This window comes from Enterobacter sp. SA187 (genome assembly GCF_001888805.2).
In the GTDB taxonomy this organism is placed as follows: domain Bacteria; phylum Pseudomonadota; class Gammaproteobacteria; order Enterobacterales; family Enterobacteriaceae; genus Enterobacter_D.
Window position 1 is genome coordinate 560,083 of record NZ_CP019113.1, and the last position, 15,572, is coordinate 575,654.

General features: G+C 56.4%; 17 protein-coding genes. 7 read left to right on the forward strand and 10 right to left on the reverse strand.

Going from position 1 to position 15,572, the window contains the following annotated elements; translation table 11 throughout:
- Positions 1–15 precede the first annotated feature (15 nt).
- Positions 16–606: a DnaA initiator-associating protein DiaA gene (gene diaA, locus BMF08_RS02750; protein WP_072569610.1), complete on the forward strand. Its 591-nt coding sequence runs from the start codon at positions 16–18 to the stop codon at positions 604–606.
- 9 nt (positions 607–615) lie between these two features.
- On the forward strand, positions 616–1,191 hold the full coding sequence (gene dolP, locus BMF08_RS02755; protein ID WP_072569609.1) for a division/outer membrane stress-associated lipid-binding lipoprotein: 576 nt from the start codon (positions 616–618) through the stop codon (positions 1,189–1,191).
- A 44-nt stretch (positions 1,192–1,235) separates the two neighbouring features.
- On the opposite strand, the gene BMF08_RS02760 is transcribed toward dolP, so the two are convergent.
- Positions 1,236–2,273 carry a permease gene (locus BMF08_RS02760; protein WP_072569608.1) on the reverse strand — a complete coding sequence of 346 codons (1,038 nt, stop codon included), beginning with the start codon at positions 2,271–2,273 and terminating at the stop codon, positions 1,236–1,238.
- Between the two features lie 69 nt (positions 2,274–2,342).
- Complete coding sequence (locus BMF08_RS02765; RefSeq protein WP_072569607.1) at positions 2,343–2,990, reverse strand: NAD-dependent epimerase/dehydratase family protein; 648 nt, start codon at positions 2,988–2,990, stop codon at positions 2,343–2,345.
- 128 nt (positions 2,991–3,118) lie between these two features.
- Here BMF08_RS02765 and BMF08_RS02770 point away from each other — a divergent pair, with 128 nt between their 5' ends.
- Positions 3,119–3,637: a type 1 glutamine amidotransferase domain-containing protein gene (locus tag BMF08_RS02770; protein WP_072569606.1), complete on the forward strand. Its 519-nt coding sequence runs from the start codon at positions 3,119–3,121 to the stop codon at positions 3,635–3,637.
- On the opposite strand, the gene BMF08_RS02775 is transcribed toward BMF08_RS02770, so the two are convergent.
- Positions 3,623–4,060: a YhbP family protein gene (locus BMF08_RS02775; protein ID WP_072569605.1), complete on the reverse strand. Its 438-nt coding sequence runs from the start codon at positions 4,058–4,060 to the stop codon at positions 3,623–3,625. The two genes, BMF08_RS02770 and BMF08_RS02775, sit on opposite strands and share 15 nt — an antisense overlap.
- 14 nt (positions 4,061–4,074) lie before the next feature.
- On the opposite strand from BMF08_RS02775, the gene BMF08_RS02780 reads away from it, so the two are divergent.
- On the forward strand, positions 4,075–4,416 hold the full coding sequence (locus BMF08_RS02780; RefSeq protein ID WP_321988113.1) for a GIY-YIG nuclease family protein: 342 nt from the start codon (positions 4,075–4,077) through the stop codon (positions 4,414–4,416).
- On the opposite strand, the gene BMF08_RS02785 is transcribed toward BMF08_RS02780, so the two are convergent.
- Together BMF08_RS02785 and ubiT are read right to left on the reverse strand one after the other, a co-directional pair.
- Positions 4,403–4,906: a GNAT family N-acetyltransferase gene (locus BMF08_RS02785; protein WP_072569603.1), complete on the reverse strand. Its 504-nt coding sequence runs from the start codon at positions 4,904–4,906 to the stop codon at positions 4,403–4,405. The two genes, BMF08_RS02780 and BMF08_RS02785, sit on opposite strands and share 14 nt — an antisense overlap.
- A complete protein-coding gene (gene ubiT / locus BMF08_RS02790) occupies positions 4,900–5,424 on the reverse strand; it encodes a ubiquinone anaerobic biosynthesis accessory factor UbiT (protein ID WP_072570131.1) in 525 nt (174 codons plus the stop codon). The genes BMF08_RS02785 and ubiT overlap by 7 nt, the downstream gene beginning before the upstream one ends.
- 241 nt (positions 5,425–5,665) lie before the next feature.
- On the opposite strand from ubiT, the gene ubiU reads away from it, so the two are divergent.
- The 3 genes from ubiU to BMF08_RS02805 all read left to right on the forward strand — a co-directional run bounded on the left by ubiU (position 5,666) and on the right by BMF08_RS02805 (position 8,650).
- Positions 5,666–6,661: a ubiquinone anaerobic biosynthesis protein UbiU gene (gene ubiU, locus BMF08_RS02795; protein WP_072569602.1), complete on the forward strand. Its 996-nt coding sequence runs from the start codon at positions 5,666–5,668 to the stop codon at positions 6,659–6,661.
- A 7-nt stretch (positions 6,662–6,668) separates the two neighbouring features.
- Positions 6,669–7,544 carry a U32 family peptidase gene (locus tag BMF08_RS02800; protein ID WP_072569601.1) on the forward strand — a complete coding sequence of 292 codons (876 nt, stop codon included), beginning with the start codon at positions 6,669–6,671 and terminating at the stop codon, positions 7,542–7,544.
- Positions 7,545–7,642: 98 nt separating this feature from the next.
- Positions 7,643–8,650 (forward strand): luciferase-like monooxygenase, encoded by a 1,008-nt coding sequence (locus BMF08_RS02805; RefSeq protein ID WP_072569600.1) that lies wholly within the window; start codon positions 7,643–7,645, stop codon positions 8,648–8,650.
- Between the two features lie 136 nt (positions 8,651–8,786).
- Here BMF08_RS02805 and mtr read toward each other — a convergent pair whose 3' ends face one another.
- The 5 genes from mtr to pnp all read right to left on the reverse strand — a co-directional run bounded on the left by mtr (position 8,787) and on the right by pnp (position 15,406).
- The gene (gene mtr, locus BMF08_RS02810; RefSeq protein WP_072569599.1) at positions 8,787–10,031 is read right to left on the reverse strand and encodes a tryptophan permease; all 1,245 of its coding nucleotides are present in this window, start codon (positions 10,029–10,031) and stop codon (positions 8,787–8,789) included.
- 154 nt (positions 10,032–10,185) lie between these two features.
- Positions 10,186–12,093, reverse strand: a complete 1,908-nt coding sequence (locus BMF08_RS02815; RefSeq protein ID WP_072570130.1) for a DEAD/DEAH family ATP-dependent RNA helicase — start codon at positions 12,091–12,093, stop codon at positions 10,186–10,188.
- A complete protein-coding gene (gene yrbN, locus BMF08_RS02820) occupies positions 12,086–12,163 on the reverse strand; it encodes a protein YrbN (protein ID WP_099458804.1) in 78 nt (25 codons plus the stop codon). Before yrbN ends, BMF08_RS02815 begins: the two co-directional genes overlap by 8 nt.
- A gap of 110 nt (positions 12,164–12,273) precedes the next feature.
- The gene (gene nlpI / locus BMF08_RS02825; RefSeq protein ID WP_072569598.1) at positions 12,274–13,158 is read right to left on the reverse strand and encodes a lipoprotein NlpI; all 885 of its coding nucleotides are present in this window, start codon (positions 13,156–13,158) and stop codon (positions 12,274–12,276) included.
- Positions 13,159–13,270: 112 nt separating this feature from the next.
- Positions 13,271–15,406: a polyribonucleotide nucleotidyltransferase gene (pnp, locus tag BMF08_RS02830; protein WP_072569597.1), complete on the reverse strand. Its 2,136-nt coding sequence runs from the start codon at positions 15,404–15,406 to the stop codon at positions 13,271–13,273.
- Between the last annotated feature and the right edge of the window lie 166 nt (positions 15,407–15,572).

Genomic DNA, 15,572 nt, shown 5'->3' on the forward strand with positions numbered 1-15,572 from the left:
ATAATAGGGATTATCGTGCTCGAAAGAATTAAAGTCTGCTTTACGGAAAGCATTCAAACCCAGATTGCGGCGGCGGAAGCGTTGCCGGATGCGATTTCCCGTGCTGCCATGACGCTGGTTCAGTCCCTGCTCAACGGCAACAAAATCCTCTGTTGTGGTAATGGCACCTCTGCCGCCAATGCACAGCATTTTGCTGCCAGCATGATCAATCGTTACGAAACAGACCGCCCCAGTTTACCCGCCATTGCACTTAATACCGATAACGTGGTCTTAACTGCGATCGCCAACGATCGCCGGCATGAAGAAATTTATGCCAAACAGGTGCGGGCGCTGGGCCATGCGGGGGATGTGCTGCTGGCTATCTCCACCCGCGGCAACAGCCGCGACATTGTGAAAGCGGTGGAAGCGGCAGTGACACGCGATATGACCATTGTCGCGCTGACAGGCTACGACGGCGGGGAACTGGCCGGGCTTCTGGGGCCTCAGGATGTTGAAATTCGTATACCGTCGCATCGAAGTGCACGTATTCATGAAATGCATATGTTGACGGTGAACTGCCTGTGCGATCTGATCGATAACACGCTTTTTCCACACCAGGATGATTAAGGAGTACACATGAAGGCATTTTCGCCCCTCGCAGTCCTTATTTCCGCATTATTGCTTCAGGGATGTGTAGCTGCTGCGGTCGTAGGAACGGCAGCGGTGGGCACGAAAGCGGCAACGGATCCGCGTACCGTGGGTACGCAAGTGGATGACGGCACGCTGGAGGTACGCGTAAACAGCGCGCTGTCGAAAGACGAACAGATTAAGAAAAACACCCGCATTAACGTGACCGCTTATCAGGGCAAAGTCCTGCTGGTGGGACAGTCTCCGGACAGTTCGCTCTCCGCACGCGCCAAACAGATCGCGATGGGCGTGGAAGGCACCACCGAAGTATATAACGAGATCCGTCAGGGTCAGCCGATTGGGCTGGGCACGGCATCATCGGATACCTGGATCACCACCAAAGTTCGTTCGCAGCTGTTAGGCAGCGATCAGGTGAAATCTTCGAACGTGAAGGTGACCACCGAGAACGGCGAAGTGTTCCTGTTAGGGCTGGTGACCGAACGTGAAGCGCAGGCTGCGGCGGATATCGCCAGCCGGGTGAGCGGCGTGAAGCACGTGACAACGGCCTTCACCTTTATTAAATAATCCACTCATGTTAACCCTCTCCCGTCGGGAGAGGGTGTCAAATCTCACACCAGCGCGAGCGCGCCGACAATCATCCCGCACAATGCCACCAGCGCACCGGTAAGCCACAGAGCTTTCGCCGGGAACGACTTACGCAGCATAATCAGCGACGGCAGACTGACCGCCGGCAAGGTGATGAGCAGCGCCAGCGCAGGCGCGGTGCCCATGCCAGCCAGCATCATGGTCTGCACAATGGGGATCTCGGCAGCCGTTGGGATAACGAACAGACAGCCGACGATCGCCATGGCGACGATCCACAGTATTGAGTTATCGATCGCGCCATCCGCATGAGGAAACAGCCAGACGCGCGCCGCTCCCAACACCAGCACGGCAAGGATATACACCGGAATGGTGCTCCAGAACAGCGACCAGAGCGCTTTACCCCAGCGGGTCATAAAACCGCCCTGCGCCTGCGGGACCGCCACTTCCACCGGTTCAACCGGCTGCGCGCGATCTTTCACCAGATGCTGCACCACGGCCGCCACCCCGATCACCGTGACCAGCCCGGCCACCAGACGGATCAACGCAAAGTGCCAGCCGAGCACAAAGCCCATAAATACCAGGGTCGCGGGATTAAGTAACGGGTTTCCCATCCAGAATGCCAGCGCCCCGCCCATGGAAACCTGCTGACGACGCATACCCGCCGTCACTGGCGCAGCACAGCAGGAGCACATCATTCCCGGCAGGGAAAACAGCGTGCCGAGGAGCGTGCCGCGAAAGCGCGGCTGTCCGAGGGTGCGCAGCAGCCAGTCACGCGGGATCAGCACCTGAATCAGGGAACCGAGCAGTACGCCAAGCACGGCGGCTTTCCAGACGGCAAGGAAATAGACCATGGCGTAATCCAGCGCCGCCTGTAACGGGCTGCTGGCCGCCTGGCCGAGAATAGATTTACCGATGCTGTGCGTTTCGGCGGCAGTGAAGGCTTTACTGTAGTACGGCTGCCATTTCACATACCAGAGTCCGATAATAACGACGAGAAAAAAGAGTGCGGGTTTCCACCATTGGACAGGGGCAACCGCCTGAGATGAAGACTGACCAGTCATAGCATTTTCCAGGAGTAATGTTTTATTAAGCCGGAAAATACTACGCCTGCGAACCGCTTTTGGAAACGATTAATCCCGTGCGCGTTGGGCGATTTCCCGTAACTGCGCGGAATCCAGTACCGTTACGCCTTCCTGCGCCGGAGAAAGCGCGGTGATCAGCATGGCTTTTGCCACATCACGCGCCTCAATGGATTTCCAGTTTCCTGGCAGCAGACGGAATAATGGCGCCATCAGCGACTCATTGAAGCGTTTTTTATTGCGGTCGCCGAGCAGCATCGACGGGCGGGCCAGGGTCAGCCGGGGCCAGTGCTGCGCCTTCAGCGCTTCTTCCATCTCGCCCTTAACGCGATTATAGAAAAAGGGGGAATGAGGATTCGCGCCCGTGGCGCTGACCACCAGCATATGTTTCGCCCCCAGGCGCTGGCCGGTAATGGCCGTGTCCACCACCAGCGTATAATCAGCATGAATGAAGGCTTCTTTGCTGCCCGCCTCGCGGCGCGTGGTGCCCAGGCAGCAAAACACAATATCCAGCGGATCTTTTACCTGCGCCAGCGCATCGCTGAGCTGCGGATCGTGCGGATTAAACACGTCGTAAGCGTCCGCTAACGGGCGGCGCGTGGGCGCGGCGATGGCGGTGATTTCCGGTGTCTGCCTGAGCATACGCAGCAGGTGTCCCCCTACCAGGCCGGTCGCGCCGGTGATCATTACCTGAGTCATCTCATCTCCTTTGCAGATTAGTCCGCCTTGCAATGTCGCGTCACTGAACCAGACTTAACAGTACTCTTCGTCATTATTAACGATTTATGGCGAAATCACCTGTCTGAACCCAAAACAGCGGAGGAAATATGGGCAAGAAGATTGCAGTCTTGATAACCGACGAGTTTGAAGATTCAGAATTTACGTCACCTGCCGAAGCGTTTCGTAAAGCCGGCCATGAGGTGATCACCATTGAGATGGAAGCCGGGAAAACGGTCAAAGGTAAGAAAGGGGAAGCCAGCATCACTATCGATAAAGCTATCGATGAAGTGAAACCTGACGAGTTCGATGCGCTGTTACTGCCGGGCGGTCACTCGCCGGACACCCTGCGCGGCGACGATCGCTTTGTTACCTTTACCCGTGAATTTGTGGATTCCGGTAAACCCGTGTTTGCCATCTGTCACGGCCCGCAACTGCTGATCAGCGCCGAAGTGGTACGCGGACGTAAGCTCACCACGGTGAAACCTATTGTTATCGATCTGAAAAACGCCGGTGCGGATTTCTATGACCAGGAAGTGGTCATAGATAATAACCAGATCGTCACCAGCCGTACCCCGGACGATCTGCCCGCCTTTAACCGCGAAGCCCTGCGCTTACTCGGCAGCTGAGTCGCGCAACCAGTGAAGTTTTTTCCCGAAGCCCAGGGTGTTATCGGTAAATTTGATCTCGTCCGGGAGGATCTCCCAGACGGGGGCCGATAACGCTCTGGCCACCGGAAAGCGGCGATTATACTGCGCGCGCGGTACGTCGCTTTCTTCCTCGCTCAGTCGGCGGATCTTCCCTTTGAACTGCACGCCGCGGATCAGCGCGACGGTTTTCGGCTGCCCGTTTATGGTGCCCGCCACCGGCGCGTTTTGCCCGGTCATCTGCGCATGGCGGGTGTGATCTTCACTCAGCACGTAGAACGCCACTTTTACGGGATCGTAGAGATAGAAGGCGTTTGCGCACCACAGTTCCCCGTCGCGGGTGACACACCAGCTCAGCACATGTTGTCTGGCCAGCCAGCGATTAATGGCGGCGAGTGATTCCATCTGACTTCTTCCTCATGCTATGGTGCGCTCACCTTAACATAGTGAACGCTGTAATGACGCCCTGGTCTGTTTATCTTATTCGCACCGCTGATGATTCGCTCTATACCGGCATTACCACGGACGTATCCCGCCGCTTCAGCCAGCATCAGTCGGGCAAAGGCGCAAAGGCGCTGCGGGGTAAAGGCGAGCTGCGGCTGGCCTTTACGGCGCAGGTTGGTGAACGCTCGCTTGCATTGCGGATCGAATACCGGATCAAACAACTGACGAAGCGCCAGAAAGAGCGCCTCGTCAGCGGGGATGGTTCATTTGAAGCGCTGTTAGCCAGCCTGCAAATGCCTGCGCTTAAAAGCGATTGAAATGATCGTGATACTCCACCAGCCCGGTTACGCCGTTGAAGGCGTCATCCGCCAGCCGATGGACGTGGAAGGCGGTTTCCGTACCCGGCCAGCGGCAATGCAGATCGTAATGCGCCGCCCGCTCAAAACCGAGGCGGTCATAGAATGCCGCATCTCCTAAGGCTACCACGGCGGCATAGCCAAATTCATTGAGTGAATCCAGCCCTTCATACACCAGTTGCCGCGCGAGACCCTGCCCACGGTAATCTTCGTTAATGGCCAGCGGCGCAAGCCCTACCCACTGCAAATCCTCACCCTGCACAGAGACCGGGCTGAAGGCGACATAACCCACCACCTGCCCTTCGTCATCTGTCGCCACCAGACCCAGCGTGATCAAACCATCTTCACGCAGATCATGTACCAGACCCGCTTCGCCATCGCCCGGATAAGCGCGACGAAGTAATGCGTCAATGCCTGGCGCATCAATGGGGATTTCAACTCTAATCAGCATGGTTCACCTACAGAAAGAGGTTTAGTTTCAGGGGGCGTTTTCAGGCCCGCTTCAACAAATTCCGCCAGTTGCATGAGCAGAACGCGTAACGGCTTCGGCATCTGCTCAGGTTCAATGGCGTCCATCAGGTTTTTGACGTACAGACCCAGTTCAGTATCACCTTCAATCACCAGACGGCGCTGGAAGAACAGCGTATCCGGATCCTGCTTGCGGGCCGCGATCATCAGCAGATCGCTGGCATCCGCGCTGAAGCTGACGTCGGCATTGGCAGACTGGCGCACGATTAACTGACCGTTCTCAACGGAGGTGAACCACTGAAGGCCAATGTCACGCACCTCGATACTTAACCAGCGTCCTTCGAGAAACTCAAGTTCTCCATCCGCCAGCGCCTGCTGAAACTGCCAGCGCAGGACCTGTTCCAGTACCTGGCGTTTAAGGGCGAAAGGCGCGAGCTTCACAGGCACACTCAGTAAAGACGGACCCGCGAGAACGAGACGTGAGCGCAGTTTATCCAACACAAGCATTACTCCCTGAAATGATTAGTGCGCTTATTCTGCCACATCATACAAACGACATAGCGGCGCAAATCAACAATTACGACGAAGAAATACAGCATTATTGGTGTCATCAATACGCGATTAACTGCCTCAAATCAAAAATTGTCGCCGAAGGGTTAACTAAAATCCCAGTTCGTTAACAATTTTTGCACCTCTCAGGTGCGTCCGGGTCAGGCTGGCCCGTTGAACCGCAGGATATATTATGGAGTTGCTCTGCCCGGCCGGAAATCTTCCGGCGCTAAAGGCGGCCATCGAGAACGGAGCCGACGCCGTCTATATCGGCCTGAAAGATGATACTAACGCCCGCCATTTTGCCGGACTTAACTTTACGGAGAAAAAGCTCCAGGAAGCAGTGAGCTATGTCCACCAGCACGGCAAAAAATTGCACATCGCCATTAACACTTTCGCCCACCCTGACGGCTATCAGCGCTGGCAGCGGGCGGTGGACATGGCGGCGCAGCTCGGCGCGGATGCGCTGATCCTCGCCGATCTGGCGATGCTCGAATACGCCGCGGAACGTTATCCCCATATTGAACGCCATGTCTCGGTACAGGCCTCGGCCACCAATGACGAAGCCATTCGTTTTTATCACCGCCATTTTGACGTGGCGCGCGTGGTGCTGCCGCGCGTGCTGTCGATCCATCAGGTGAAACAGCTCTCCCGCACCACGCCGGTTCCGCTGGAGGTGTTCGCCTTCGGCAGCCTGTGCATTATGGCGGAAGGACGCTGCTATTTATCCTCTTACCTGACCGGCGAATCGCCCAATACCGTGGGCGCCTGTTCACCGGCGCGCTTTGTGCGCTGGCAACAGACGCCGCAGGGGCTGGAATCACGCCTGAACGATGTGCTGATCGACCGCTATCAGGAAGGGGAAAACGCCGGTTATCCGACGCTGTGCAAGGGGCGCTATCTGGTGGATGGCGAGCGCTATCACGCGCTGGAAGAGCCGACCAGTCTGAACACGCTGGAGCTGTTGCCGGAGCTGCTGGCGGCCAATATCGCCTCGGTGAAAATTGAAGGTCGTCAGCGCAGCCCGGCGTACGTCAGCCAGGTGGCTAAGGTCTGGCGTCAGGCTATCGATAAATGCATGGCCGCACCGGACGCCTACGCGCCGCAGGCGGCATGGATGGATACGCTGGGGGCGATGTCGGAAGGCACGCAAACGACGCTGGGCGCCTATCACCGTAAATGGCAGTGAGAAACCAATGAAATATGCATTAGGACCGGTGCTCTACTACTGGTCAAAAGAGACGCTGGAAAATTTCTATCAGCAGGCCGCTGAAAGCGAAGCCGATATTATTTATCTTGGCGAGGCGGTATGCAGCAAGCGCCGCGCCACCAAATCAGGTGACTGGCTGGATATGGCGAAAGCGCTGGCGCAAAGCGGCAAGCAGGTGGTGCTGTCGACGCTGGCGCTGGTGCAGGCCTCATCTGAACTTAATGAACTGAAGCGCTATGTGGAGAACGGCGAGTTTATGCTGGAGGCCAGCGATCTCGGCGTGGTGAATATGTGCGCCGAGCGAAAACTGCCGTTCGTCGCCGGTCATGCGCTGAACTGCTATAACGCCGTGACGCTGCGCCTGTTGCACAAACAGGGCATGGTGCGCTGGTGTATGCCGGTGGAGCTGTCCCGCGACTGGCTGGTTAATCTGCTGAACCAGTGCGATGAGCTGGGGATCCGCAATCAGTTTGAAGTGGAAGTGCTGAGCTATGGTCATCTGCCGCTGGCCTATTCAGCGCGCTGCTTTACCGCCCGCTCGGAAGACCGGCCCAAAGATGAGTGCGAAACCTGCTGCATCAAATACCCGACGGGGCGCAATGTGCTGTCGCAGGAAAACCAGCAGGTGTTCGTGTTAAACGGTATTCAGACGATGAGCGGCTATGTCTATAACCTCGGCAACGAACAGACTTCGATGAACGGGCTGGTGGACATTGTGCGCCTGTCGCCGATGGGCGCTGAAACGCTGGATATGCTGGCGGCCTTTCGCGCCAACGCTAACGGTGGCGCCCCGCTGCCGCTGGCGGCACACAGTGACTGCAATGGTTACTGGAAGCGGGTAGCTGGTCTGGAACTGGTGTAGCCTGCCGCGCAATTACACAGATAGCTCACTTTGTTAACAGCTTTAGCTACGCTTTAATGCAGTATTAAAGAATTAGCCTGTAACAAAGTGAGCGCATTATGACCGATACATCCCCGCTTTTTTCGGTGCTCGATCTCGCACCGATCCCGCAGGGCGCTTCTGCGAAAGACGCCTTCGAACACTCTCTGGATCTGGCCCGTCTCGCTGAAAAACGTGGCTATCATCGCTTCTGGCTGGCTGAACATCATAATATGACCGGCATCGCCAGCGCGGCGACGTCCGTGCTGATTGGTTATCTGGCGGCAAATACTAACACTCTGCACCTCGGCTCCGGCGGCGTGATGCTGCCGAACCACTCGCCGCTGGTGATCGCCGAGCAGTTCGGTACGCTCAATACGCTCTATCCGGGCCGAATCGATCTGGGTCTGGGGCGTGCGCCGGGCAGCGATCAGCGCACCATGATGGCGCTGCGCCGTCATATGAGCGGCGATGTCGATAACTTCCTGCGCGATGTGGCAGAGCTGGTGGACTGGTTTGACGCCCGCGATCCGAATCCGCATGTGCGCCCGGTGCCCGGCTACGGCGAGAAAATTCCCGTCTGGCTGCTCGGCTCCAGTCTCTACAGCGCCCACCTCGCCGCCCAGCTTGGCCTGCCCTTTGCGTTCGCGTCGCACTTTGCGCCGGATATGCTGTTCCAGGCGCTGCACCTGTACCGCAGCAACTTTAAGCCGTCGGCGCGCCTTGAGAAGCCGTATGCGATGGTGTGCATCAATATCGTGGCCGCCGACAGTAACCGCGATGCAGAATTCCTGTTCACCTCCATGCAGCAGGCGTTTGTGAAGCTGCGCCGGGGCGAGACCTCGCAGCTGCCGCCGCCGATTGATAACATCGATCACTTCTGGTCGCCGTCAGAAAAATACGGTGTGCAGCAGGCGCTGAGCATGTCGCTGGTGGGGGATAAAGCGAAAGTCCGCCACGGGCTGGAGTCGATCCTGCGAGAAACCCAGGCGGATGAGATGATGGTGAACGGCCAGATTTTCGATCATCAGGCGCGGCTGCATTCTTTTGACCTGGCGATGCAGGTGAAAGAAGAGCTGTTGGGATAGTTCTGGCCTGCCCGGTGGCGCTACGCTTACCGGGCCTACATTTCCAGGTTTTGCCCGGTGGCGCTACGCTTACCGGGCCTACAACATTAATTTTGTAGGCCGGATAAGGCGCAGCCGCCATCCGGCAAGAGATTGACTACTGATACACCGGCAACAGATTAAAACTCGACAACAGATGCACCACCGCGTTGCCGACGCCGAAAATCAGGATCAGGGCAATCATCGGTTTGCCTCCCCAGACGCGAAACCGCGGGCTGCCAAAGCGTTTGCGGGATTTGCGCGCCAGCAGCGCCGGAACAATTGCCGCCCAGATCGTTGCTGCCAGTCCGGCATAGCCAATCGCATACAGAAAACCGTTCGGCCACAGTAAACCGCCCACCACCGGCGGCAGGAAGGTCAGCGCCGCGGTTTTAAGCCGCCCTGCCGCGCTGTCGTCAAACCCAAACAGATCCGCGAGATAATCAAACAGCCCCAGCGTTACGCCCAGGAACGAGCTGGCAACGGCAAAGTTAGAAAACACCAGCAGCAGCAAATCCAGGCTGCGGCTATTCAGCACGCCGCTTAACGCCTGCACCAGCACATCGATATTTCCGCCCTGCGCGGCAATGGCGATAAAGGCCGGGCGCGGAATATTGCCCATCGTCCCCAGCAACCAGACCGCGTACAGCCCCAGCGCCAGTAACGAGCCCAGCACGATACAACGGGTGATGGTGCGCGGATCTTTGCCGTAAAACTTCATCAGGCTGGGGACGTTACCGTGGTAGCCAAAAGAGGCGAGGCAAAACGGCAGCGTCATCAGCAGATAAGGCGTATAGGAGGCGTTGCTTTCGGCCACATTAAACAGCGTGGCGGGCTGGACGTGCCCCAGCAGGCTGCCGAAGGTCAGAAAGAAGGTGATGACTTTGGCGCCCAGCACAATGGCGGTCATACGGCTGACCGCGCGGGTCGACAGCCAGACAATAAACGCCACCAGCAGCGCAAAACCAAATCCCGCCAGCCGTGCCGGAACGTTTAGCGACATTTCGCTAAAAGTATGATGCAGGATCGAGCCGCTCGCGGAAATGTAGGCGTAGGTCAGGATATAGAGCACAAAGGCGATGGAAATGCCGTTGATGGCGTTCCAGCGCCTGCCGAGCAGATCGCGGGTAATGGTGTCGAAGCTGGATCCAATACGATAGTTGAGGTTCGCTTCAAGGATCATCAGCCCGGAATGCAGCATACAGAACCAGGTGAAGATCAGCGCCGCCAGTGACCAGAAGAACCACGCGCCGGACATCACCACCGGCAGGGAAAACATGCCTGCGCCAATGATTGTACCCGCAATAATCACAACGCCAGCCAGCAGCGAAGGAGTGGTGTGTGTGGTCGTTAACGTCGCCATCCGTTTTATCTCCGGTGTTATAACAGCTTCGGTCAGTGAAGCATCGCGCCAGCATTGTACCAGTACATGAGTACAAAGCAGATAAAAAAAGCCCCGATTGTTAAGATCGGGGCTGGAACTTTTACTTTACAGTAAAGCGTAATGCGTTACGCGATTATGCATCACCGAAGCGACGACGACCGGATGCGGCACCGTCTTCGCGACGCGGACCACGGCTGCCTTCACGACGTTCGCCGCTGAAACGGCCAGCGCCTGGCGCTGCGCCTTCACGACGTGGGCCACGGCCACCTTCGCGACGCTCACCGCCACCGAAGCGACGTTCGCCGGCAGGACGATCGCCACCGCGACGTTCGTGCGGCTGTGCATCACCCAGCAGTTGCATATTCATCGGCTTGTTCAGGATACGCGTACGGGTAAAGTGTTGCAGGACTTCGCCCGGCATACCTTTCGGCAGCTCGATGGTGGAGTGAGTACCGAACAGCTTGATATTACCGATGTAACGGCTGCTGATGTCGCCTTCGTTAGCGATCGCGCCAACGATGTGACGAACTTCAACACCATCATCACGGCCCACTTCAATGCGATACAGTTCCATTTCGCCTGCGTCACGACGTTCACGACGCGGACGATCTTCACCGCCACGCTCAGGACGCGGACCACGGTCATTACGGTCGCCACGGCGTTCGAAACGCTCGTCACGCTCACGGAATTCACGCTTCGGACGCATAGGCGCATCTGGAGGCAGGATCAGCGGACGCTCGCCCTGTGCCATTTTCAGCAGTGCGGCAGCCAGGGTTTCGATATCCAGCTCTTCGTCAGCGGAAGGCTGGATTTTCGCCAGCAGACCACGGTAGAGATCCAGATCGCTGCTTTCCAGCTGCTGCTGAACTTTAGCGGCGAATTTTTCCAGACGGCGTTTGCCCAGCAGTTCTGCGTTCGGCAGTTCAACTTCCGGAATGGTCAGCTTCATGGTGCGTTCGATGTTACGCAGCAGACGACGCTCGCGGTTCTCAACGAACAGCAGTGCGCGACCTGCACGACCTGCACGACCGGTACGGCCGATACGGTGCACGTAAGACTCGGAGTCCATCGGGATGTCGTAGTTAACAACCAGGCTGATACGCTCAACGTCCAGGCCACGGGCCGCAACGTCGGTCGCAATCAGGATGTCCAGACGACCATCTTTCAGACGCTCCAGGGTCTGCTCACGCAGCGCCTGGTTCATGTCACCGTTCAGCGCGGCGCTGTTATAACCGCTGCGCTCCAGCGCTTCAGCCACTTCCAGGGTCGCATTTTTGGTACGCACGAAGATGATCGCCGCGTCAAAGTCTTCTGCTTCCAGGAAACGCACCAGCGCTTCGTTTTTACGCATACCGTATACAGACCAGTAGCTCTGGCTGATGTCCGGGCGAGTGGTTACGCTGGACTGAATGCGCACTTCCTGCGGCTCTTTCATAAAGCGGCGGGTAATGCGACGGATCGCTTCCGGCATGGTGGCGGAGAACAGCGCGGTCTGATGTTCAGCCGGGATCTCAGCCATGATGGTTTCAACGTCTTCGATGAAGCCCATACGCAGCATTTCATCCGCTTCGTCCAGTACCAGACCTTTCAGGTTGGACAGGTTCAGCGTACCGCGTTTTAAGTGATCGAGCAGGCGACCCGGGGTACCCACAACAATTTGTGGGCCCTGACGCAGGGCGCGCAGCTGCACGTCATAACGCTGGCCGCCGTAAAGGGCAACCACGTTTACGCCGTGCATATGTTTAGAGAAGTCCGTCATGGCTTCAGCAACCTGAACCGCCAGTTCGCGGGTCGGGGCCAGCACCAGAATCTGTGGCGCTTTCAGCTCAGGATCGAGGTTGTGCAGCAGCGGTAAAGAGAACGCTGCGGTTTTGCCGCTACCGGTCTGGGCCATACCCAGAACATCGCGGCCACCCAGCAGATGTGGGATACACTCTGCCTGGATTGGAGATGGCTTTTCGTAACCCAGATCGTTCAGGGCCTGAAGGATGGAGGCATTCAGCCCAAGATCAGAAAAAGTGGTTTCGATGGTATCAGTCATGTAGTACATGTGCCTCATTGATGGCGGCCAGTCTACGTAACTCATCGTGAAATTGATCTGCAATTTTCATTGAAAAGTGTGAACCGGCTCAAATTTAGTTGATTAACGAACAAAAACGCCCTCACCCGTCAGGATGATGACTTTACTAAAAAAGTTGGTGGGCTGATCGTTGTTCGTCAGCTATTGCTGGTCCGATTCTGCCAGGTCATCTTGCTCCTGGCCCAAGAGCGATAATTCCAACAATGCATAACGATGCTCAACGTAGTTGTGTACGTTGTTAGCGACCGCTAACTTGAACAGTGCCGTAGCGCTGTCCTTTTCCCCCAGACTTAGGTAGAACTTACCTAAATAGAAGTTGGTTTCACTGAGATGCTCAGCGAGCGAGGTGTTATCCGTTGCGTCCGCCTTCAGGCGATCCATTAACGTTGCTTCGTTAATGTCACCGAGGTAGAACTCGACAATGTTCCATCCCCATTGCTCTCTATCCGATTTCTCGAAGCGCTGTCTTAGTGCTTCTTTGGCCTGCTTTTCGTCAAGCTTACGCTCGGCGATGTAAAGCCACAGGCTACGGAAAGGATCATTGGGATCGTCTTGATAAAACGCCAGCAGATCATCTTGCGCTAACTTGTCACGACCGCCGTAATACAGAGCGATACCGCGATTCAAGTGCGCGTAGTTGTAAGTTGGATCAAGCTCAAGTACAGAATCAAACGCTTCATAAGCGGCGTCAAAATTGCCCGCTTGCGTTAAGTAAATGCCTAAGTAATTGAATACTTCAGGCATATCGGGTCGGATGGCCAGTGCTTGTGAAAAATCATTTCGCGCCAGTGCCCTCAGACCGAGACTATCATACAACACTCCGCGCTCATATAAAAGCTGTGCGCGTTCATCATCGGTTAAAGCCCGACTGGCAAGAATTTGTTCCATGCGCGCCAGAATCACTTCTTGCTGCAAAGTCGGTTGCAATGGCACCGCCAGGACTTCGCTCTTACGCCAGGCAGAGTTGCTGCATCCTGCCAGCGTTAAAGCTGTCGCAACGAAACACCAGCGCAAAAAAGGCTTCATTTCCCACTCCCGAAGACAACAATTAGATGGACATCCTGTCCCCCGGCTGCAAACACAGCATCCTGCCCGGAATGAAAACTCTCCGTCAACGACGGAGAGCTAAACAGCAACCTTACTCGCCTTGTTCTGCTGCCGGCGCTTGTGCCGCTTCAGCAGGCTGAGATTGTTCAGTCGCTTCTTTAATGCTCAGACGGACGCGGCCCTGGCGATCGACTTCCAGAACTTTAACCGGGACTTCCTGACCCATCTGCAGATAGTCGGTCACTTTCTCTACACGCTTGTCAGCGATCTGAGAAATGTGCACCAGACCTTCTTTACCGCCGCCGATGGCAACGAACGCGCCAAAGTCAACGATACGGGTCACTTTACCATTGTAGACGCGACCCACTTCGATTTCTGCGGTGATCTCTTCGATACGACGGATAGCGTATTTCGCTTTCTCGCCGTCGGTCGCTGCGATTTTCACGGTGCCGTCATCTTCGATTTCGATGGTGGTGCCGGTTTCTTCGGTCAGCGCACGGATCACAGAGCCACCTTTACCGATGACGTCTTTGATCTTGTCCGGATTGATCTTGATGGTGTGAATACGCGGCGCGAACTGTGAAATATCGCCACGCGGCGCGTTGATTGCCTGTTCCATCACGCCCAGAATGTGCAGACGCGCACCTTTAGCCTGGTTCAGCGCAACCTGCATGATCTCTTTGGTGATACCTTCAATTTTGATATCCATCTGCAGCGCAGAGATACCGTCGCGGGAACCCGCTACTTTGAAGTCCATATCGCCCAGGTGGTCTTCGTCGCCGAGGATGTCAGACAGCACAACGAAGTTGTCGCCTTCTTTCACCAGACCCATTGCGATACCCGCAACGGCGGCTTTGATCGGCACACCCGCATCCATCAGCGCCAGAGAAGCACCGCATACGGACGCCATGGAAGAAGAACCGTTGGATTCGGTGATTTCAGAAACCACACGTACGGTGTACGGGAATTTCTCAGCGTCAGGCATTACTGCCAGCACGCCACGCTTCGCCAGACGACCGTGACCGATTTCACGACGCTTCGGTGAACCTACCATGCCCGTCTCGCCAACGGAGTACGGAGGGAAGTTATAGTGGAACAGGAAGCTGTCAGTGCGCTCGCCCATCAGTTCGTCGATGTTCTGCGCGTCACGGGTGGTGCCCAGGGTCGCAGTAACCAGCGCCTGAGTTTCGCCACGGGTGAAGAGTGCGGAACCGTGGGTACGCGGCAGCACGCCGGTACGCACGTCCAGACCACGGATCATGTCTTTTTCACGGCCATCAATACGCGGCTCGCCTGCCAGTACGCGGCTACGAACAACGTTTTTCTCGATAGCGTGCAGGATGTCGCCCAGTTCGTTGGCGTCCAGGGTTTCATCTTCAGCCAGCAGCGCAGCCACAGTTTCAGCTTTGATAGCATCAACCTGCGTGTAACGCTCCTGTTTGTCGGTGATGCGGTAAGCATCGCTCAGACGGGATTCAGCCAGCGCAGCAACACGTGCATTCAGGGCTTCGTTAGCCGCTTCTGGCTGCCAGTCCCAACGCGGTTTACCGGCTTCTTTCACCAGGTCGTTGATGTTCTGGATCACGATCTGCTGCTGTTCGTGGCCAAATACCACGGCGCCCAGCATCTGGTCTTCGCTCAGCAGTTCAGCTTCGGATTCAACCATCAGCACTGCACCTTCGGTACCGGCAACCACCAGATCCAGTTTGCTTGCTTTCAGCTCTTCCTGGGTCGGGTTCAGTACGTACTGGTCATTGATGTAACCTACACGCGCCGCGCCGATTGGGCCGTTGAACGGGATACCGGACAGAGACAGCGCAGCGGATGCGCCGATCATTGCCACGATGTCCGGGTTAACCTGCGGGTTAACGGAAACTACGGTGGCGATAACCTGTACTTCGTTAACGAAGCCTTCCGGGAACAGCGGACGAACCGGGCGGTCAATCAGACGCGCGATCAGCGTTTCGCCTTCGCTTGGACGGCCTTCACGACGGAAGAAGCCACCCGGGATTTTACCAGCAGCATAAGTACGCTCCTGATAGTTAACCGTCAGCGGGAAGAAGTCCTGGCCCGGCTTCGCTTTTTTCTGACCCACAACGGTAACGAATACCGCGGTGTCGTCCATGCTTACCATAACAGCTGCAGTTGCCTGACGCGCCATCATGCCGGTCTCCAGCGTTACGGTATGTTGACCGTACTGGAATTTACGAATGATCGGATTAAGCAAAATTTTATCCTTTCTTAATGAATGACAGCACACCATTGGGTGTGCTGACGTTAATACCCGATCTTCTGTGCATCCTCGCGACTAATGACAACCCTAACCCAAACCGGGTAAAGCCTCTCATTAGCCGCGCGAACCTCTGCAACGAAGATCATTCATAGCAACAATA

Bases quoted from the DNA above. Each gene is read 5' to 3' on its own strand.
- ubiU (WP_072569602.1), top strand. From the start codon at position 5,666: ATGGAGTTGCTCTGCCCGGCCGGAAATCTTCCGGCGCTAAAGGCGGCC.
- mtr (WP_072569599.1), bottom strand. From the start codon at position 10,031: ATGGCGACGTTAACGACCACACACACCACTCCTTCGCTGCTGGCTGGC.
- BMF08_RS02765 (WP_072569607.1), bottom strand. From the start codon at position 2,990: ATGACTCAGGTAATGATCACCGGCGCGACCGGCCTGGTAGGGGGACAC.
- BMF08_RS02805 (WP_072569600.1), top strand. From the start codon at position 7,643: ATGACCGATACATCCCCGCTTTTTTCGGTGCTCGATCTCGCACCGATC.
- BMF08_RS02760 (WP_072569608.1), bottom strand. From the start codon at position 2,273: ATGACTGGTCAGTCTTCATCTCAGGCGGTTGCCCCTGTCCAATGGTGG.
- BMF08_RS02800 (WP_072569601.1), top strand. From the start codon at position 6,669: ATGAAATATGCATTAGGACCGGTGCTCTACTACTGGTCAAAAGAGACG.
- BMF08_RS02780 (WP_321988113.1), top strand. From the start codon at position 4,075: ATGCTATGGTGCGCTCACCTTAACATAGTGAACGCTGTAATGACGCCC.
- yrbN (WP_099458804.1), bottom strand. From the start codon at position 12,163: ATGAAAATTGCAGATCAATTTCACGATGAGTTACGTAGACTGGCCGCC.
- dolP (WP_072569609.1), top strand. From the start codon at position 616: ATGAAGGCATTTTCGCCCCTCGCAGTCCTTATTTCCGCATTATTGCTT.
- BMF08_RS02770 (WP_072569606.1), top strand. From the start codon at position 3,119: ATGGGCAAGAAGATTGCAGTCTTGATAACCGACGAGTTTGAAGATTCA.
- BMF08_RS02815 (WP_072570130.1), bottom strand. From the start codon at position 12,093: ATGACTGATACCATCGAAACCACTTTTTCTGATCTTGGGCTGAATGCC.
- nlpI (WP_072569598.1), bottom strand. From the start codon at position 13,158: ATGAAGCCTTTTTTGCGCTGGTGTTTCGTTGCGACAGCTTTAACGCTG.
- BMF08_RS02775 (WP_072569605.1), bottom strand. From the start codon at position 4,060: ATGGAATCACTCGCCGCCATTAATCGCTGGCTGGCCAGACAACATGTG.
- BMF08_RS02785 (WP_072569603.1), bottom strand. From the start codon at position 4,906: ATGCTGATTAGAGTTGAAATCCCCATTGATGCGCCAGGCATTGACGCA.